The sequence below is a fragment of the Clostridium facile genome (genome assembly GCF_014297275.1).
GTDB classification, from domain to species: Bacteria; Bacillota; Clostridia; order Oscillospirales; family Ruminococcaceae; genus Massilioclostridium; species Massilioclostridium facile.
Window position 1 is genome coordinate 766,190 of sequence record NZ_JACOQK010000001.1, and the last position, 18,571, is coordinate 784,760.

Annotated in this window: 18 protein-coding genes and 1 riboswitch; of the genes, 10 read left to right on the forward strand and 8 right to left on the reverse strand. The window is 40.9% G+C overall.

Going from position 1 to position 18,571, the window contains the following annotated elements; translation table 11 throughout:
* Positions 1–12: 12 nt before the first annotated feature.
* On the reverse strand, positions 13–513 hold the full coding sequence (locus tag H8Z77_RS03115) for a cob(I)yrinic acid a,c-diamide adenosyltransferase (RefSeq protein ID WP_186996167.1): 501 nt from the start codon (positions 511–513) through the stop codon (positions 13–15).
* A gap of 341 nt (positions 514–854) precedes the next feature.
* Between H8Z77_RS03115 and H8Z77_RS03120 the strand changes: the two genes are divergently transcribed.
* On the forward strand, positions 855–1,280 hold the full coding sequence (locus tag H8Z77_RS03120; RefSeq protein ID WP_186996168.1) for an EamA family transporter: 426 nt from the start codon (positions 855–857) through the stop codon (positions 1,278–1,280).
* 249 nt (positions 1,281–1,529) lie between these two features.
* Here the strand turns inward: H8Z77_RS03120 and H8Z77_RS03125 are convergent, their stop codons facing one another.
* The 5 genes from H8Z77_RS03125 to H8Z77_RS03145 form a co-directional block, all read right to left on the reverse strand.
* Positions 1,530–1,865 (reverse strand): glycerol dehydratase reactivase beta/small subunit family protein, encoded by a 336-nt coding sequence (locus H8Z77_RS03125; RefSeq protein WP_069988708.1) that lies wholly within the window; start codon positions 1,863–1,865, stop codon positions 1,530–1,532.
* A gap of 68 nt (positions 1,866–1,933) precedes the next feature.
* Complete coding sequence (locus H8Z77_RS03130; RefSeq protein ID WP_186996169.1) at positions 1,934–3,748, reverse strand: diol dehydratase reactivase subunit alpha; 1,815 nt, start codon at positions 3,746–3,748, stop codon at positions 1,934–1,936.
* On the reverse strand, positions 3,745–4,140 hold the full coding sequence (locus tag H8Z77_RS03135) for a diol dehydratase small subunit (protein WP_069988710.1): 396 nt from the start codon (positions 4,138–4,140) through the stop codon (positions 3,745–3,747). Before H8Z77_RS03135 ends, H8Z77_RS03130 begins: the two co-directional genes overlap by 4 nt.
* 2 nt (positions 4,141–4,142) lie before the next feature.
* The gene (locus H8Z77_RS03140) at positions 4,143–4,817 is read right to left on the reverse strand and encodes a propanediol/glycerol family dehydratase medium subunit (RefSeq protein WP_186996170.1); all 675 of its coding nucleotides are present in this window, start codon (positions 4,815–4,817) and stop codon (positions 4,143–4,145) included.
* Positions 4,818–4,830: 13 nt separating this feature from the next.
* Positions 4,831–6,510, reverse strand: a complete 1,680-nt coding sequence (locus H8Z77_RS03145; RefSeq protein ID WP_186996171.1) for a propanediol/glycerol family dehydratase large subunit — start codon at positions 6,508–6,510, stop codon at positions 4,831–4,833.
* Positions 6,511–6,789: 279 nt separating this feature from the next.
* On the opposite strand from H8Z77_RS03145, the gene H8Z77_RS03150 reads away from it, so the two are divergent.
* From H8Z77_RS03150 to H8Z77_RS03160, 3 genes are all read left to right on the forward strand, one after another.
* Entirely contained in the window at positions 6,790–8,043 is a 1,254-nt protein-coding gene (locus H8Z77_RS03150) for an ammonium transporter (protein ID WP_333724056.1), read from the forward strand.
* A gap of 23 nt (positions 8,044–8,066) precedes the next feature.
* On the forward strand, positions 8,067–8,408 hold the full coding sequence (locus H8Z77_RS03155) for a P-II family nitrogen regulator (RefSeq protein WP_069988714.1): 342 nt from the start codon (positions 8,067–8,069) through the stop codon (positions 8,406–8,408).
* Between the two features lie 152 nt (positions 8,409–8,560).
* Complete coding sequence (locus H8Z77_RS03160; RefSeq protein WP_186996172.1) at positions 8,561–9,172, forward strand: VanZ family protein; 612 nt, start codon at positions 8,561–8,563, stop codon at positions 9,170–9,172.
* A 228-nt stretch (positions 9,173–9,400) separates the two neighbouring features.
* Here H8Z77_RS03160 and H8Z77_RS03165 read toward each other — a convergent pair whose 3' ends face one another.
* The gene (locus H8Z77_RS03165) at positions 9,401–10,816 is read right to left on the reverse strand and encodes an alanine/glycine:cation symporter family protein (RefSeq protein ID WP_186996173.1); all 1,416 of its coding nucleotides are present in this window, start codon (positions 10,814–10,816) and stop codon (positions 9,401–9,403) included.
* A gap of 204 nt (positions 10,817–11,020) precedes the next feature.
* Positions 11,021–11,124, reverse strand: a riboswitch (glycine riboswitch).
* 109 nt (positions 11,125–11,233) lie between these two features.
* Positions 11,234–11,962, reverse strand: a complete 729-nt coding sequence (gene yunB / locus H8Z77_RS03170; RefSeq protein ID WP_186996174.1) for a sporulation protein YunB — start codon at positions 11,960–11,962, stop codon at positions 11,234–11,236.
* 229 nt (positions 11,963–12,191) lie between these two features.
* Here yunB and ligA point away from each other — a divergent pair, with 229 nt between their 5' ends.
* The 6 genes from ligA to H8Z77_RS03200 all read left to right on the forward strand — a co-directional run bounded on the left by ligA (position 12,192) and on the right by H8Z77_RS03200 (position 18,482).
* Entirely contained in the window at positions 12,192–14,174 is a 1,983-nt protein-coding gene (ligA, locus tag H8Z77_RS03175) for an NAD-dependent DNA ligase LigA (protein ID WP_186996175.1), read from the forward strand.
* Positions 14,175–14,256: 82 nt separating this feature from the next.
* Complete coding sequence (gene gatC, locus H8Z77_RS03180) at positions 14,257–14,526, forward strand: Asp-tRNA(Asn)/Glu-tRNA(Gln) amidotransferase subunit GatC (protein WP_186996176.1); 270 nt, start codon at positions 14,257–14,259, stop codon at positions 14,524–14,526.
* A gap of 16 nt (positions 14,527–14,542) precedes the next feature.
* Entirely contained in the window at positions 14,543–16,006 is a 1,464-nt protein-coding gene (gene gatA / locus H8Z77_RS03185; protein ID WP_186996177.1) for an Asp-tRNA(Asn)/Glu-tRNA(Gln) amidotransferase subunit GatA, read from the forward strand.
* Positions 16,007–16,017: 11 nt separating this feature from the next.
* Positions 16,018–17,457: an Asp-tRNA(Asn)/Glu-tRNA(Gln) amidotransferase subunit GatB gene (gene gatB / locus H8Z77_RS03190; RefSeq protein WP_069988721.1), complete on the forward strand. Its 1,440-nt coding sequence runs from the start codon at positions 16,018–16,020 to the stop codon at positions 17,455–17,457.
* A 144-nt stretch (positions 17,458–17,601) separates the two neighbouring features.
* A complete protein-coding gene (locus H8Z77_RS03195) occupies positions 17,602–17,760 on the forward strand; it encodes a hypothetical protein (RefSeq protein ID WP_159427368.1) in 159 nt (52 codons plus the stop codon).
* Between the two features lie 176 nt (positions 17,761–17,936).
* Positions 17,937–18,482: a QueT transporter family protein gene (locus tag H8Z77_RS03200; protein ID WP_069988722.1), complete on the forward strand. Its 546-nt coding sequence runs from the start codon at positions 17,937–17,939 to the stop codon at positions 18,480–18,482.
* Positions 18,483–18,571: the final 89 nt, after the last annotated feature.

Here is an 18,571-nt window from a genome sequence, read left to right on the forward strand (position 1 = left end):
CATTTTCTTGTATTAATCAAGATAATCGGCATATCTGCCTTCTATATAAAGGTAGTCAGAGAGGCGGTTGATAAATTTCATCGAAGTTTGGTCTACATGATATTTGCTGTTAACCGCTGCCATCCAACGTTCTGCCCTGCGGCATACAGTTCGGGCTACATCTAAGCGGGTAGATAACTCGGTTTCTCCTGGTAGGATAAATTCTTTTTTCCTAGGAAAAGATTGTTCTATCTGGTCAATTTGTTGTTCCAGCCAAGTAACTTCAGTTTCGTCCAACAGATAATCCGGGTTAGTAGTGTCAGCAACCGATGCCATGATTGTCATTAATAATTTTTGGATATGGGTCAAATTTGCTTGCAGCCGATGGTCACTTTTGATCTTTACCATTCCAATCTGACTGGTTAGTTCATCAATAGAACCCAGCAGATGGAACCGTTCATCATATTTAGGAATTTGTTTCCCGTTTATCAAAGTAGAATTTCCTTGATCGCCATTTTTCGTATAAATATTCATAAAAACCCCTTTCCATTACATAAACAATATGTTATACTTAACATATGGTGAAAAGATTCATAAAATGGTAACTGTTTTATTTTACGATAGTGCCTAGGGATAAAAAGTCGGGTGAACACCTACCGCAAGCAAAGGTTTTTTGCTTGCGGCATTTTTTGTTATCAAAACAAAAAATAAAACGATAAAATATCATTTGTATTTTATACTACTAGGCTCTGTATTATGAAATAAAAAAGTCCGAATTATGGATACTAAATTTTTATTGGATCCAATAATCTGCGCTGTATTATTAGTAATATCAGCTATTTCACTAACTTTAAAAATATAAGGAGGAAAAACGAATGTGGAATTATCTCTGGCCAGTTTTAGTAGTAATTGGAGCAAATACTTTTTATAATATTGCAGCGAAATCAACACCGCAAAATGTGAATTCATTCGCGTCCCTTGTTGTAACCTATTTGGTAGCCGCTCTTTTAGCGATGGTGCTGTTTTTCATAACGTCTCCCAATAAAAACTTGATGTCAGAGTTTAGTAAAATTAACTGGACCTCTATTGTATTTGGCATTGCCATTGTGGCACTTGAGTTTGGATATATCAATCTTTACCGTGCAGGTTGGAAAGTAAGCGTCGGTTCCTTAGTAACCAATATCGGGCTGGCATGTGTATTACTTATAGTAGGAGTTTTATTGTATAAAGAAGTAATTTCCCTACGGCAGATGATAGGTATGGCAATCTGCGCAGTTGGTTTGATTTTAATCAGCAAATAAATTTTCATGCAAATGAGATGTGCTTTTTGAAGTTTTAATTCAACGAAAAATATGAAATCAAAACCATTGAAATAGGGGAAGAATTACTATTTTGTAATGAAAAATGAAGGTTAATTTCACATGCCCTTTTTGTATGATAAACGGGATTGGTTACATGATGCTGTACAATCATTTAATATTTGGAAACTGAACAACACAAAAACCTGATGGATTCCATACTACTGTTGAACTGGAACCATCAGGTTTATATTATAAGTTTTTTAACGGTTTTTTCTTGACAACTCGGGCACTATTCGCCCCGATTAACCTGCACTGGAGTTTGGAGGCATGATAAAAGACAAATGGATTTTTGGATTTTGCGATGTTGGAAATTTGTAGCGCAATATGGTCATCTACAATTCCAATTCCAGAACCTAACATAGAATTTTTAGCAGCCTCAAACGAGAGCTCCTGTAAATCCTCTTGTTGCTGTTGTTCCACCGTAAATAATACGCCTTCTTCCTCAATGCCAGCACATACTTCTTTTAATATTGTTTCATCTGGATGGTTTACATATACCAGAATAGATGGTTTTTTCACTACCATAGTATCAACCTCAGCATCGTATTTTGCGTTGGAGCTCTTTTCGTCCAGCTAAAAAGGGGATAGCGATATTATTTTTGTTCTCCTACATAGGACATAACTAGTCCGGTAGCTACAGCGTTCCTTGGGCCTTCGCTACCACGGATATTGCCTCGTCCACAAACAATCCGGTAGTTTGCTAGTTCTTCCATCAACATTTCCGGAATTTCAAAATCCTCCGCAGAACCACCAACCAGAACTACATTGCCAATATTTTTAATTTGATGGTCAACTGCCACCTTCCCAAGGGCACGGATTGCATTGGTGACAAATACTTTCCGTTTTGCTTCTTTACGGACTTGTACAATTTTTTCCATTGGGATCTCTTCATCAATTCGGATAAAACGGTCTTCCGTTAATAGAATAACATGTCCGAATAGACGAGGGTCAATTGATTCATCAAAAAATTGCATTTCACCATTTTCTAACCTCAAATGGAATAGGCTTTCCACTTTTGCCAATGGATAACGCTTAATGAGTTCAGCTGTAGAGCGGGCATTTAATCCCAGTTCAGTCTGAATTAACATGGTAACCAATTCGCCAGCACCTGCTTGATGAGTTATGTTGACAGAACCATCTTGGTTTAACACAGCGGCATCGGTAGAACCACCACCCATATCTAGGATAGCAAGGGGTAGTTCTGTTCCTGGTGTTGTCATAGCACCTAAACTTGCCATAATCGCCTCAACACCAGCCACCTTTACTTCTGTGTGGAGTTCTTCCCGTAATTGTTCCGCAATTTGCTGCATAGGAAGCTGTTGGGTTTTTACCATAGCAGCAATTCCAACTGCTTTTTCCATACAGGTTTCCCCAGCTAACGCGCCAGAAATTGCTACAGGGGCAAGGGTATCCACTGCCAAAATATCAGTTACCCGAATTTGCTGGTTGTTTTCACCGCTTACCTCGCTCATACTGGTTTTGATTTTGGAGAACATATTGCCAACATTGGTATTTGGCTGGCCGCTGATATCCCAAACCTGTCCTGCATTCTGCAATGCTTCCAAGATTTTTTCCGCACCTTCGTCTACATTGATGGTCTGGTTTTTATCACCTTGGATATAAATTTCACCCGCTGGAAGTACATTTTCTTGTACATTTCCGTTTGGGGTTTTAATTACTACAGCACTTCTCTTGCCAATTAAGCTTTTTGCAATTGGGGTAACCAGGCGGGTTTCCTCCGCATTTAGCTGCAACAAGGTAGCAATTCCATAAGGATTGCTCAGCATGCGGATGCTCTGGCCGGAAAGTGCCACTTCAATAGCAGCGAGTTTTCCTTCTGGAACAGCGGTAATTTTCCGCACTTCATCAATGATTGGGATTTTTTTGTGAATCCTGTTTTCGACCAGAACAGCTTCATCTGCCTGTAAGATTAAACCTTCTACTTGAAGGGAACTCTCATACTGATTTAACAGTGCCGCCACTTCTTCATAAGGATGCTCAGAAGAAGCCGCTACAATATAGGGGATACCTGGCTGTGCCTGGTGGATGTGCTCAATGAATAATAACTGTCCTACAGCCTGTCCAGCACCTGCGGGGGTAGATGGATTATGGCCAATCATCGAGGACTCAGTGATAATGGTTTCCGTGATGGTTTCCATTGCAGTGTCCCCAATAACGGGGGCAGCCTCATTGAGCCGAATTAAATCCAATTGATGGATTCCCATGCCCACTTTGGACATCGCTTCTGCAAGGGCTGCTTTGATACCGTGTACATTGGCAACCGTCCCTTTGGTACCCGTTGTTACTTTTGCCGCACTGGAAAGAAATTCTAATTGACCATTCTGGTCAACAGAAGCCACGCATACTTCAGTTGTCGAGTTCCCAATATCAACACCTGCTAAAATCATTTTAATAAGATGCCTCTCTTTTCATAGATCTCAGCTGCCTCCAAAACCAGTTTGGCGCAATGAGGAGCATGATAGGTTTCCAACAATTCTTTTGCCATTAAAACCAGTTCCATTTTTGTGGAACGGTTTGGACGGAGTTTATCATACATTTTTAAGATTACTTCGTCTGGTACGTCTACCAACTCAGCGGCACGTTCAAAGTTTTTCTGCATGGAAGGATTTCCTGCTTCCATTGCCACCTGACCCTGCGCGGACAAAGTTTCTTTGGAAATTTTAATGTCTTCCGCACTGACATTCCCTCTTTTTACTTCTTCCAGGGTAATGTCGGATAATTTTTTTCCTGTTTTGGATGTGATTTTATCTGCTTCATATTGTGCAAATGGATATTTCATGATTATGCTTCCTCCCATTCAATCGCTGGCATATCCAGGTCTACCTGTTCTGTTTCAGCAATGTGCATCAAAGCCGCTTTTACCTGGTATTTTGGGCGAACCATTGGGTCGTTGATGCTCTTAATTGGGGTAACCTGCTCGCCTTTCACATATTTGGCAGCATTTTGCCCAATTTTACGGTAGGTTTCCAATGTCATCAATGGAGCCTGTGGGAACAGTTCCAGGTTGGAGAGGGGATATAAATCCTTTTGGTGAATGATTGCTGTCCCTTTGGATTGCAGCCCGATGCCAATGCCGGAACCGCTGAGTTTTGCGGCTTCCAATCCAATAAACGAAACGTCGGAAGTTTTCAGCACTTTCACTACCCTTGGAACCATGCCTTCTTCTTCAATCCCTGCTTTTAGGTTGCGGATGACTTCGTTCAGGTCCAAACCACAGATTGTTTTTTTGATCTCCCTTTGGAACGCAGCGCCTACGCCAATAACAACTTCTTTTGGGTTTGTCCCTTTTTGGGCGATAGGATAGCCTTTATAGGAAGTTTTTTGTGGATTGATACGTTCTCTGCCCTGTAAGGAACTGGAACCGGAATCCACAGAAGTGGGTTGGTTTAACTCTGTTTGTATCTGTTGTAAAACAGCAGCTGTAATCTGCTTGATTAAATTTTCATTGACTTGCATACCGGTAACCTCCTTATATCTGATTTGGGTCGATAATGTGCGGAATCCGCTTGATTTCTTCCCAACGTTCTCCCTCTACACGGTAGCCAGTACCAGGCCCCATATAGTCGTTTGGAGTATTTACACCGGAAACAGCGTTAAAGTTGGTATCCAAAATTGCCGCTGTTTGCATATAGTCACCAGTTACACGGGCTTTGAGCATATTTAAAACACTGTCAGCCAGTTCGGAGAAACCGCTGTCAGCTAATGCTCTTACTACATCAATACCAGTAATGCCACGTTTTAATACATCATCCGCCGCAACCAGGTCTGCTGCAACGTCACGGTCCAAGGTATCCTTACTGCCGTGGGCATAAGTAACCGCTTCTACCTGCTCATCGGTTACTTCTGCAATTCCTAACTGTTTAAAGACAGCCTGTACTGCTTTAGCCGCAGTGTTCCTTACCCGGATTACCTCTTCTTCTTTTACTGGACGGAGGCCGCCATCTACCTGCATATCCCGTTGTAATACATTGTAATCGTCAAAATCTTCTGCGTCAAAGTTAGAACCAGCGAACATATTGTCATAGTTTGGTTCTGCCGCATAGCCAGAGAAGATAAAGTCGGTTCCTGGTAAAAATTGCAGCATAGTTCTAGCAGTTCTTCTCATATCGGAGTTGGAGAAGCTCTGGTCGTTGGAAGAAGCACATTCCAAACCAAGCATAGCAGCTACTAGGTTTTCCGCAATAACTTCTCGGATACCGCTTGGCACAGAGCCTGTAACACCAATACAGCTTACAGAACCATTTTGAATTCCTTGAGAACCGCCGCCTTTGGTTACATACAGGCAACGGCATTCCAGATATAACATGGATTTCTTTTCACTGTATCCCATTAAAACTTCGGAGCCAGAACCAGAAGTAAAACGAACTTTCAGCCCTCTGGAAGCATAAGCAGAATTCAAAAACGCTTTGGAGTATGGGGTATCATCGCCATCTACAAAAACACGTTCTGTTCCATAAACGGACAAGGTTTCTGCATAAGTTGTCAGTCCACGGATACCCAGTTCCAGTTCGGTTGCTTCTTCCGCTGAACACTGGGTCAATACTCCTTTTCTACCGCATTGGGAACCAATCAACAGTGCCATAGCGCTTAATGGAGCGTAGCGGGCAACCCCCATTGTGGTTTCTTCTTCTGAGAATCCACGCAGTGCGCCTTCCGCCGCGTCCGCAGCGATCTGAACTGGATCGTCTTTCAGGTTGGTAATGTGAGCTTGGTTTCCAGGGATTTTTCTGGCACGCATTTTCTGCATCCCCATCATCAGTTCCACTACATTCAGATGATTCATTACTTCTGTCATTTTTGCTGGTGTAATACCGGAAACCAATTCCAAAATTTCTTTTCTGGAAACATTGATATCTACGATCATCCGGGCAATATCTAAAGATGGAACACTCATGGAATGTTCCGTACGGTCGATATTAATTGCGTAATCTGCAATAAACTGGTCGATAAAATCGAACTCATCCCTTGTTTTTCCGTCCATTTCAACAATTATGCCATCCTGTACTTTAATGGATGGTTTTGGGTCATATGGGCTGCTCATAGCAACAAAGCCCATTTCTGGCCACTCATTAATATAGCCATCTAAATTTACAGCCCTTTTATCTAAGGCTTCAATTCTTTTAGATCTTTTCAATTGACTTCCCTCCATATTCTGTATGATAGAATAGTACAATTCTATTTTAAATCACAAACACAAAAAATACAACAGTAAAATGAAAATAATTCTTATTTTTTTCATTTTATTTTACGTCAAACCTTCCAATCTCACAATTTTATACCATCATTGTAGTTGATAATTATGTAAATATTATGAATTTAAAAAATTACTTGACAAAAAATAAATGGGGTGATACAATGGAAGCACAAACAAAGGCGTTTGACAAATGAGTTGTCAAGCGCCTTTTTTTATTTTACCTTGAAAGGAAGAATGGTTATGAACGCAGGAAGCATAGGTTTTATTTTAATAAGTGCGGCGTTTGTTTTTTTAATGACGCCAGCGCTTGCCTTCTTTTATGGAGGGTTGGCACGCCGTAAAAATGTACTTAATACAATGATGGCTTGTATGTTTATTTGTGGTGTTGCTATTGTGATGTGGATTTTGTTTGGTTTTTCATTGTCTTTTGGGACAGATCATGGTTCTGTCATCGGCGGATTGGAATTTTTAGGATTTAATAATGTTAGCATGACAGAAAGCACCAGAGGGCTTTCGATTCCGGATGCATGTTTCGCTGTATTTCAGATGATGTTCGCCATCATTACACCGGCATTGTTTACCGGAAGCGTTGTAGGACGTATGAAATTTAAATCTTTGCTCATTTTTACCGCTTTATGGTCTTTGGTAGTGTATTATCCGTTGGCACATATGGTATGGGGTGGCGGATTCTTAGCACAAATCGGCAGTGTTGATTTTGCTGGAGGAAACGTAGTACATATCAGCTCCGGTGTAACGGGATTAACATTGGCATTGCTGTTGAAAAACCGCCGGGAATACCATCGGGCAAGTTACGCGCCACACAATGTTCCATTTGTGGTACTTGGGGCGGCATTGCTCTGGTTTGGCTGGTTCGGATTCAATGCAGGCAGTTCCCTTGCGGCAGATGGCCTGGCAGTTCATGCATTTACAACCACCGCTGTTTCTTCTGCCAGCGCATTGATTTCCTGGATGATTATTGATACGATTATGACAGGAAAACCAACTATTGTAGGTAGCTGTACAGGTTTGGTTGTTGGTTTGGTGGCAATTACCCCAGGTGCTGGATTTGTACCTGTATGGGCTAGTGTTATTATTGGTTTGCTAGTTAGCCCAATCTGCTATTTCAGTGTAATTTTATTAAAGAAAAAATTAAAAATTGATGATGCTTTGGATGCGTTTGGTTGCCATGGAATCGGCGGTATCTGGGGCGGTATCGCAACAGGATTGTTTGCGATGAAAGAGCTTCCAGGCGGGGTTACTTCCACAGCGCAATGGGATGGGTTGTTCTTTGGAGATTACCACCTGTTTGTAGCACAAGTGGAAAGTATTATCATCACAATTGCAATTGCAGTAGTTGGTACATTAATCTGTTATGGAATCACACGGCTGTTTGGCAAATTGCGTGTATCTGAACAGGACGAAAAGATCGGGTTGGATATTTCACAACACGGGGAAAATGCTTACCCAACATTTAACGGTATGGATTAATCGGAAAAGAGGTGCTTATTTCAATGAAAAAAATTGAGGCGATTGTACGCCAAGAGAAATATATTGATTTACAGGAAGCGTTAAACGAAATAGATGTACATGGAATAACTGTTTATCAAGTCATGGGATGTGGACATCAAAAAGGATACACCAATGTAGTACGTGGAAATAAAGTAGAAATCAATATGTTACCAAAGGTAAAATTTGAAATTGTTGTCTCCACAGAGGAATGGGTGAAAAAAACAGTGGATGTAATCCAAAAAGTGGCATATACTGGTAATGTTGGAGATGGTAAAATTTTTATCTATGATTTGGATGATGTCATTCGTATTCGAACCGGGGAACACGGGATAGATGCAATTTAATCAAAACAAACATACCATTTCAAACTCTGGGTTTATCTCAATAAGCCCAGAGTTTACCTATTGCAAAAGGATTAGAAAAGGAACATTAAAAAACAAGTTGTAAAATAGGAATAGTGAGAAAGAATAATACCATATCATTAAATGGGGGATTTATGCAAGCGGTCGTAACAATTTTATATGATATTTTAGATGCGTTTTCCCATTATATTATACCTGCCAGCCTATTTGCTGTTTTGGCAACGGTTGTTATGAATTATCTGCAAAGATTCGGTTGGAAGCAGGTAATCAAGGAATGGTGTTCCAAATTCAAAAATCACTCTGTTTTCCGTGCGAGATTACTTTTCTGTATCTATCTTTATTTTTTGTTTGATTACACTTTGTTGAGCAGGACATTTATCTGGGATAATCCGTTACAGAAATGGATGGCTGGCTGGTGGCTAGGAATTGGCAGTAATGGTAAAGTAAATTATGAATCCATAGAAAATATTATTTTTTTCATCCCATATTTAAGTTTGTTATATGTTAGCTTTCCAAAATTACGGGAATATTCCTGGTGGAAACAGCTTAAGCTTGCTTTCAGTATTAGCTTTGGTACATCCCTTTTGATTGAAACAATACAATTGATTACTAGATTAGGAGCATTCCAATTATCCGATCTTACCTACAATACTCTTGGTGGAATAATGGGATTTTTACTATTTTGCCTGGTTAATACAATAAAGAAAGCAGTACAAGTAAAATCCAGAAAGCAATCCTCACAATAGTTTAAATCAGAGAAATGATTCTGTACATCAATAATCTCCTTATATTTCATATATCGTTCCAAAGATTTAAGTTACGTATATCATTTTGGGATCAATCATTCATCACTACTAGGAAAGGATAGGAATTTTTCTTTATCATCTAAGTTTTTTGCTTATGATGATTATCTCGTTTTCTATAAATAATAACAGGGAACTCATTTGAGTTCCCTGTTCATTTAATATGAAGCTTTATTTTTGCAATTTGCTTTTTCTACTATTAAAATATCTTTTCGTTTCCGCTACTACTACACCGTTTAGTGCAAAAATTGCAATTAAGTTTGGTAATGCCATCAATCCATTAAAGATATCAGCAATTGTCCATACAGCGGATACTGTCATAAATGGGCCAATAAAAATAGCGGTAATGTACAGCCAGCGGTAGGTCATGACAGCTTTTTTGCTTCCACCAGACAAATACTCTAAGCAACGTTCCCCATAATAATTCCATCCTAAAATAGTGGTAAATGCAAAGAATACCAGGCAGAGCATTAATACAAAAGAGGATACAACAGGAGGAAATGGCAAACTTGCCTGGAACGCATTAGTAGTAACCGCAACACCTTCTAATCCCATATCCCAGGAACCAGTTAAAACAATACAAAGACCTGTCATAGTACAGATAATGATTGTATCAATGAATGTACCTGTCATGGAAACCAAACCTTGGCGAACAGGTTCTTTTGTTTTTGCGGCAGCAGCAGCGATAGGCGCAGAACCTAATCCAGCTTCATTGGAGAAGATACCACGGGCAATCCCTTGCTGCATGGCTACCATCATGGCACCTAAAATACCGCCAGCAGCAGCACGTAAGCCAAATGCACTTTCTACAATTGTAACAATTGCATTTGGAATTTTGGTTACATTAAAGATTAATACTAATACACAGAATACTACATACAAAATGGCCATTGCTGGGACAACAACTTGGGATACCGTAGCAATACGTTTTAAACCTCCAATAACAACCAAACCAACACAAACGGTTAAAATTACAGCGGCAATTAAAACGGACCAAGAATATTCCATTCCAAAAATAGTAATTGTATGCTGGTTATTGGGGTCAAAAAAGTTATTGACTGCAGAAGAAATACCATTTACTTGTGTAAAGGTACCAATTCCCATCAAACCTACACACATTCCAAAAAAGGCAAAGATTTTCGCGAGCCATTTCCACCTTTTGCCCATGCCGTTTTCGATATAATAAAAAGGGCCGCCCAAAACATGTCCATCTTTATCAATCGTACGGTATTTAATGGCCAAAACACCTTCCGCATATTTGGTAGCCATGCCAAAGAATGCAGCCAGCCACATCCAAAGCAGAGCCCCAGGACCACCAGCAACCAATGCTGTTGCAACCCCGACAATATTACCAGTACCAATGGTTGCGGATAAAGCGGTACATAATGCTCCAAAACTGGATACTTCACCATCGCCGCCTTCCTCATTTTTCACCATAAATTTTAGTGCTTTTGGAAGATGGCGGATTTGTAAAAAACCAAGCCGGATACTTAAAAAGATACCCGCACTTAAAATCAATACAATTAAAGGGATTCCCCATACCCAACCATCAATAATGGTTAGCCATTCACCTATTTTGTCCAACATAAGAAAACACACAATCCTCTCTAACTAAAATTCTATTTGGGTAGATGCAAGGCTGTATCGTGTTTTCTTATGAAAAATATAAATTGATATTTTTTCAACTTATATTTTTGTATTATTTTTGATACATTCCCCATACATCTGATGCAATAAAAAAAGCCAAAATCAAATTTGATTTCGGCCCTCTTAAAGAGTAAGAACATAAGCTTTATGCGCTCTGTCCTTTTGCTTGAGAGATTAACATCCTTTTTCTTTTAGAATGCCGTACACCTTCAGCGCTCAGTAAACCGAGACTCTCCAGAGAACTTTTTGTTTGAACTATTACTTAAAGTCAAACTAACTTCATTATATTAACATAATTTCGACATAAATGCAAGAAAAAATTCAAATATTATCAAAACAACCTTTTATTTGAACTTTTTATTGCGTTTCTGGAGCCATAGAACTAAGCCTTTGGGAATTGCTATGGTTTGTTGCAGTTTCGAGAGATTGTTCTGATTCGCCAATAATTTGGGTATAATATTGGGGGACTTTTCCCACAATGATATTTTCTGATAAAATGTAGTCAATAGAAGCATTGACTTCGGAGGAATAGCAGGGAAAAAGAGCAAGCATTTCAATTTTTACTGTCAATACAATCCGATGGATTGTCTGGTTAATACCGGCGTCTTCAAACTGGCTAGTTAATTGGGTATGTACCGTCCCTTGTGGAAGAAGCTGAATTGATATATTAGGACCTTTACCAGAAAAAATTAGCATACCGGTTAAGTTTCCTAAAGGGATATTTACTTGAGTGGTTCCAATTTCAGAGAGGATTTGAGTAATTGTATGAATAACATTGGTTTGAATTTGTGTTAAGTTAGGAATATTCGCCTGAATGGAACTGATGGTACCATCCTCTAGTCTTTCCATTTTAGATAGATTTTCAAAGGATTCTGGATCTTCTTCCAACTGCTTGCTAACAGCTTGATTCACTACTGTTGTTGCATATTCTTTTGCCTGATAGCCTGCCATTTGATTGACAATAGGGCGTAGCTGAGAATCCAGCAAAAAAAACGAGGTCAGCAGAATTATTCCAACTACAATAAACCGGACCCCATATTTTTTTCGTTTGGATTTTGAGCGTTTAAAGTTTTTGGAAACCGGCATACGACACCTCCCATTTATCAATACAACTGTAAGGAATTTTCCATTTGCCTTCCGTAATCTATTCTGAGCGCAACACTATGTGGTATAATCTATGCGGCAAATGGAAGCAATGTGATTTTTTCTACAAATTTAGAGAAAAACACAATTTATATTTTTTGAAAATAATCCTTTTAAAAAAATGCAATCTATGGTAAAATATATAAGATTAGAGTAAAACGGAGGGATATTTTTGCAAATCGAACAAGCACGGGAACGTGTAGAACAACTAACATCCCAATTAAATGAAGCTTCTTATCAATACTATGTATTAGATAGGCCGGAAATTTCCGACTTTGAATACGATAAATTATTGCGGGAACTGGAAAACTTGGAAGAAGCGTTTCCAGAACTCCGTTCGCCCAATTCCCCCACTGTAAGGGTCGGAGGACAGGCGTTGAGTAGTTTTGAAAAAGTGACTCATACTGTTCAGATGGGCAGTTTACAGGATGCTTTTTCTGAACAGGAAATGTTGCAGTTTGACCAGCGTGTCCGGGAAAAGCTCTCTGAGTTCCAGTATGTAGTGGAACCCAAAATTGATGGGCTATCCGTTTCGCTGGAATATCGTGACGGTGAATTTTTCCGTGGATCTACCCGTGGGGACGGGTTCATAGGGGAGGATGTCACCGCTAATTTAAGGACAATCCATTCGATTCCTTTGCGGCTCCGTGAAACATTACCTTATTTGGAGGTACGTGGGGAAGTGTATATGCCCCGTGAAAAATTTTTAAAATTAGTGGAGCAACAGGAGCTGGAAGAAGAACAGCCGTTTAAAAATCCCCGAAATGCGGCGGCAGGCAGCCTTCGACAGAAGGATTCCAAAATTGCTGCGGAACGTGGGTTGGATATCTTTGTATTTAACATCCAGCAAATAGAAGGGAAAGAATTGAGCTCCCATAAAGAATCCCTGGATTATTTAACAAGTCTTGGTTTTAAAACCGTTCCCCAGTATAAATTGGTTTCTAATATAGAACAGGCGTTGGAGGAAATCCGTAGGATTGGAGACGCCAGGGAGCAGTTTTCGTTTGATATTGATGGCGCAGTGGTCAAGATAGATGATTTTAACCAGCGCGAATTGTTGGGGGCAGGTGCAAAATACCCCAAATGGGCGATGGCATTTAAATACCCTCCAGAGGAAAAGCCCACTGTATTAAAGGAAATCGAAGTAAATGTAGGTAGAACAGGTGTACTGACCCCAGTAGCGGTATTTGACCCAATTTTACTGGCAGGCACATCGGTGAGCCGTGCGGTGCTGCACAATCAGGATTTTATTGACGAAAAAGATATCCGGATTGGAGATACCATCCTGGTCCGAAAAGCGGGGGACATTATCCCGGAAGTGGTGGCAGTGGTTTCCCATGGGGAACAGAGCGAGCCCTTCCGCCTTCCAGAAAACTGTCCAGTTTGCGGTAGCCCAGTTATCCACAATGAGGATGAAGTTGCGGTGCGATGTGAAAATCCAGAATGTCCGGCAACCCGTTTGCGGAATATTATCCACTTCGCGTCCAGAGGTGCCATGAATATAGAAGGTCTGGGGATTGCCAATGTCACCGCTTTGGTGGAACAAGGGCTAATACAGTCCACCGCTGATTTGTATTCCTTACAAAAGGAAGATTTATTAAACCTGGAACGGTTTGCGGATAAATCAGCGGAAAATTTAATCAATGCGATCCAAGGTTCCAAACAGAACCCCTTGTGGCGGCTGTTGTTTGGGCTGGGTATCCGCAATGTAGGCCAGAGCGTGGCAAAATTGCTCTGCGAAAAATTTGCTGACATCAATCAGTTGATGGAAGCGAAACCAGAGGATATTTCTGCAATCTATGGCGTCGGTGACGTGATGGCGGACAATATCGTAAAGTTTTTCCAGCAACCAAAAACCAAAGAGTTGATTGAAAAACTGGCACAAGCTGGGGTAAATATGAAATCTGAACAGGTAGAAAAAGGAACTGCTTTACAAGGCCTTACCTTTGTGTTGACTGGGACATTGCCCACCATGACCCGTGACCAGGCAAAAGCACTCATTGAGGCAGCAGGAGGGAAAGTAACCGGCAGTGTATCCAAAAAAACTTCTTACGTGGTAGCGGGGGAAGAAGCCGGCAGCAAGCTGACCAAAGCGCAAAATTTAGGGATTTCTATTTTAAAGGAAGAACAGCTCAAAGAGCTGTTGGCAAAATAAACTAGTTGCTTCATGGGCAAATTTTGTTTGCCCAACTACATAGATATTTAGATACTAAAAGTTGTTACAGGAGGTAGGAAAAATGGAATTTGATATCCAGCATATCGCGAAACTTTCCAGGCTGAAAATTGACCCAAGTGAGGAAGAAAAATTCGCGAACGAAATGGCAAATATCATTCAGATGGTAGAACATCTTCCAGACATTCAAGGGGACGGCACACTGATTGATCCAGACCACCCAATGACCATGCGCAAAGATGAGGTAGAACCTAGTTTCCGCCGGGATGAATTGTTAAAAAACGCGCCTCAAGTACAGGCTGGCTGTGTTGTTGTGCCAAAAGTAATGGAATAAAGGAGGAGCTTCACCCATGGAATTATATCAATTATCCGCCACAGAGTTAGGCGCAATGCTGGCAGAGAAAAAATGTTCTGCCGAAGAAATTACCAATTCTGTATTTGACAGGATTGACAAAGTTGAGGATAAAGTAAACGCTTATGTCACCCTTTGCAAAGAGCAGGCAGTGGAAAAGGCAAAAGCAGTAGACGCTAAAATTGCTGCTGGGGAACAGCTTTCCCCTTTGGCTGGAATTCCAGTTGGCATAAAAGACAATATCTGTACCAAAGATGTATTGACTAGCTGCTCTTCCAAAATGTTGTACAACTTTGTACCACCTTACAATGCTACTGTGATTGACAAACTGAACCAGCAGGATTTTGTTATGACTGGGAAGTTAAATATGGACGAGTTCGCAATGGGTTCCTCCACCGAAACTTCCTATTTTAAAAAGACCTGTAACCCTCATGATTTAACCAAAGTTCCAGGCGGTTCTTCTGGCGGTAGTGCGGCTGCGGTAGCAGCAGGGGAATGCCCAATTGCTTTGGGTTCCGATACCGGCGGTTCCATCCGGCAGCCGTCTTCTTTCTGTGGTGTGGTAGGGTTAAAGCCTACATATGGCAGTGTTTCCCGTTATGGGCTAGTTGCGTTTGCTTCCTCTTTGGACCAGATTGGTCCTTTGGGCAGAACAGTGGACGATGTTGCGTTGTTGTATTCTGCTATTTGTGGATGGGACAAGCACGACGCTACCAGTGAATATAAAGAATACCCAGATTTCCGCAAACAGTTAAATCCGGATATGAAAGGCTTGAAGATTGCGGTTCCAAAAGAATATTTTGGGGCAGGAATCGACGAGGAAGTAAAGGCATCTGTAATGAATGCTGTAAAAGAATTGGAAAAACAGGGCGCTACCGTATCGGAAATCTCCTTGCCAGGCACAGATTACGCCCTTTCTGCTTATTATATTATTTCTTCTGCGGAGGCTTCTTCCAACTTGGCTCGGTTTGACGGCGTAAAATATGGATACCGCTCTGAACATTATAATAACCTGATTGAAATGTATGAGAATACCAGAAGCGAAGGGTTTGGCGATGAAGTAAAACGCCGTATTATGTTGGGTACCTTTGTGTTGAGTTCCGGCTATTACGATGCTTACTACAAACGGGCAAAATTCTTGCAACGTCAGATTGCCCAGGAATTTGAAACCAGTTTCCAGCAATATGACCTGATTGTTACCCCAACCGTTCCATGTACTGCGTTCCATATTGGGCAGAACATTGATGATCCACTAAAAATGTACGCAAACGATATTTGTACGGTTACCGTGAATATTGCCGGCCTACCAGCTATCAATATCCCTTGTGGAAAAGACGTCAACGGTATGCCAATCGGTATGCAGATGATTGGTAAACATTTCTCTGAACAAACCCTGCTCAACACAGCAAAATGCTATGAAAATATTGTGGGCGGATTTGGTCAAATTCCAGAATTGAACTAGGAGGGGCACCCATGTCTGATTACGAAATGGTCGTTGGTTTGGAAGTCCATGCGGAACTCTGTACCAACACAAAAATATATTGTTCTTGTAAAAACGAATTTGGTTTGGAAGTAAACTCGATTTGCTGCCCAATCTGTACTGGTATGCCGGGGACACTGCCAACCTTAAATGAAAAAGTAGTGGAATACGCTATCAAGATGGGGCATGCTTTGAACTGTACCATCCACCCAATTTCCAAACAGGACCGTAAAAACTATTTTTACCCTGACCTGCCAAAGGCTTACCAGATTTCCCAGTTTGATGTACCATTGTGTGAAAACGGCTACTTGGATATCATCGTAGATGGAGAAATGAAACGGATTGGCGTTACCCGTATCCACATCGAGGAAGACGCTGGAAAGCTGTTGCACGATGATAGCTTTGCGGGTTCCCTGGTGGACTTCAACCGTTGCGGTGTGCCATTAATTGAAATTGTTTCCGAACCGGATATGCGTTCCAGCGAAGAAGCAAGGGCTTATCTGGAAACCATCAAATCTTACTTATTATATTTAGGAATTTCCGACGCGAAATTACAGGAAGGTTCCATGCGTTGCGACGTAAACGTTTCTGTCCGCAAAAAGGGCAGCCAGGAATTTGGAACCCGTTGTGAAATGAAAAACGTCAATACCTTTAGTGGTGCGGTACGTGCCATTGAATATGAGTTCAAACGTCAGGTGGAAGTATTGGAAGCTGGCGGAGTAATTGAACAGGAAACCCGCCGTTGGGATGACGCTAAAGGGCAGACTGTCCCACTACGTTCCAAAGAGGATGCCCACGATTACCGTTACTTCCCGGAACCAGACTTGAAAACCATTGTTTTGGAAGAATCCTATATTGAGGACTTGAAAAAACAGATTCCGGAAATGCCAAACTATAAAATTGCCCGTTACATGAAGGATTATAGCTTGTCCCAGACAGATGCAGAGCTGATTGCGGATAACCTAGAACGTACCAAACTGTTCGAGGACGTACTGGCTGCCAACAGCAAGGTACTGCCGAAAAACGCTTCTAACTGGGTACTGGGCGATGTTGCAAAAGTGGTAAATGAAACTGGAAAATCCATTTTTGAAACCAAACTTGATGCAACACGTTTAGCGGAATTGATTGTGGCAATCCAGGATAACAAGATTTCCAACTCCGCAGGAAAAACCGTATTTGAGGAACTGATGGCTACTGAAAAATCAGTGGATGATATCATCAAAGAAAAAGGATTGGCACAGATTTCCGATAGTTCTGAACTGGAAGCGGTTGTTGCAAAAGTTCTGGCGGATAACCAGAAATCCGTTGACGATTACCACAATGGTAAAACCAATGCGTTGGGCTTCCTGATGGGGCAATGTATGAAAGCCACCAAAGGAAAAGGCAACCCTGCTATGATGAAAGAGATGATTATGAAGGCATTGCAAGCGTGATATTACCATCCATTTTCGGTGATTTGGTTATCAAATGGACAAAAGGGTACTTTCCATTCCAAAGGATTTACAGGGGATTTCACGGAAAATCAAAGGGGAAACCGGTTTTACTAGAGATTCCGCCAAAATAGGAGGTCAAACAATATGGCTGTTTTTATCTTGTCTGTTATTTTATTGGTTGTCATGGGGATTGGGGTAGTCCTGAGCCTGGTGACAGAAAACAAAATGATGGCGGCGCTGTTTGGTGTTGGAATCCTGTTTGATTTCACCCTTTTGTTCTTTTACATATTCTTTTTGCTCTAGCCATGGATATGGCAAATTTTCCGCTTAAACAGCGGACCTGCATCCAACTGGATTGGATGCCCTACCTTTTTGTTCCGCACTTTTGTGCGTTAAGATACAAAAATTGGGGTGGAAGGCCATCCCAGTCAGTCGCAAACTCCTGACTTAAAACAAAACTACGAAAGGACTTTGAAAAAATGAAAAATAGTAAAAAAATCTATCAATTAGTATCCGCTTCTTTGATTGCGGCCATGTATGCAGTGTTAACTTTTGTAATTGCCCAATTTGCATATGGGGCCGTTCAGCTCAGGCTAAGTGAGGCATTGACTGTATTGCCAATGTACACTTCATCTGCAATACCAGGGTTGACAGTCGGCTGCCTGCTCGCTAATATTATTGGTTTATCTTTAGGAAAAACAATGATTTGGGATGTTCTGTTTGGAACGATGGCTTCGTTAATCGCTGCTGTTTTAACCCGATGGATTGGAAAATCCAAAAACCGTGCAGTAAGATATCTGTTAGGGCCTTTCCCGGCTGTTATTGTAAACGCAATCATTGTTGGGATAGAGATTACTATTTTCTTCACCGATGGTGCGGCCAGCATGGCGGCATTTTGGATGAACTTTTTCAGCGTATTCATTGGTCAAGCGATTGTGTGTTATGCAATTGGCATTCCATTGATGTTGCTGATGGAACGGAATGACCTGTATAAACGCATTTTCCGTATTGACTCAATTCAATAAATCATTTTATGGCATAGTCAAAAGACTATGCCATTTTTCGTTTTTGCTTCTATAGAAATGGAGCAAGCATTTTAAAGGAAGGCTGTACT

Coding starts and splice junctions, on each gene's coding strand:
- H8Z77_RS03115 (WP_186996167.1), bottom strand. CDS start 513: ATGAATATTTATACGAAAAATGGCGATCAAGGAAATTCTACTTTGATA.
- H8Z77_RS03120 (WP_186996168.1), top strand. CDS start 855: ATGTGGAATTATCTCTGGCCAGTTTTAGTAGTAATTGGAGCAAATACT.
- H8Z77_RS03125 (WP_069988708.1), bottom strand. CDS start 1,865: ATGGTAGTGAAAAAACCATCTATTCTGGTATATGTAAACCATCCAGAT.
- H8Z77_RS03130 (WP_186996169.1), bottom strand. CDS start 3,748: ATGATTTTAGCAGGTGTTGATATTGGGAACTCGACAACTGAAGTATGC.
- H8Z77_RS03135 (WP_069988710.1), bottom strand. CDS start 4,140: ATGAAATATCCATTTGCACAATATGAAGCAGATAAAATCACATCCAAA.
- H8Z77_RS03140 (WP_186996170.1), bottom strand. CDS start 4,817: ATGCAAGTCAATGAAAATTTAATCAAGCAGATTACAGCTGCTGTTTTA.
- H8Z77_RS03145 (WP_186996171.1), bottom strand. CDS start 6,510: ATGGAGGGAAGTCAATTGAAAAGATCTAAAAGAATTGAAGCCTTAGAT.
- H8Z77_RS03150 (WP_333724056.1), top strand. CDS start 6,790: ATGGTTATGAACGCAGGAAGCATAGGTTTTATTTTAATAAGTGCGGCG.
- H8Z77_RS03155 (WP_069988714.1), top strand. CDS start 8,067: ATGAAAAAAATTGAGGCGATTGTACGCCAAGAGAAATATATTGATTTA.
- H8Z77_RS03160 (WP_186996172.1), top strand. CDS start 8,561: ATGCAAGCGGTCGTAACAATTTTATATGATATTTTAGATGCGTTTTCC.
- H8Z77_RS03165 (WP_186996173.1), bottom strand. CDS start 10,816: ATGTTGGACAAAATAGGTGAATGGCTAACCATTATTGATGGTTGGGTA.
- yunB (WP_186996174.1), bottom strand. CDS start 11,962: ATGCCGGTTTCCAAAAACTTTAAACGCTCAAAATCCAAACGAAAAAAA.
- gatC (WP_186996176.1), top strand. CDS start 14,257: ATGGAATTTGATATCCAGCATATCGCGAAACTTTCCAGGCTGAAAATT.
- gatA (WP_186996177.1), top strand. CDS start 14,543: ATGGAATTATATCAATTATCCGCCACAGAGTTAGGCGCAATGCTGGCA.
- gatB (WP_069988721.1), top strand. CDS start 16,018: ATGTCTGATTACGAAATGGTCGTTGGTTTGGAAGTCCATGCGGAACTC.
- H8Z77_RS03195 (WP_159427368.1), top strand. CDS start 17,602: ATGGCTGTTTTTATCTTGTCTGTTATTTTATTGGTTGTCATGGGGATT.
- H8Z77_RS03200 (WP_069988722.1), top strand. CDS start 17,937: ATGAAAAATAGTAAAAAAATCTATCAATTAGTATCCGCTTCTTTGATT.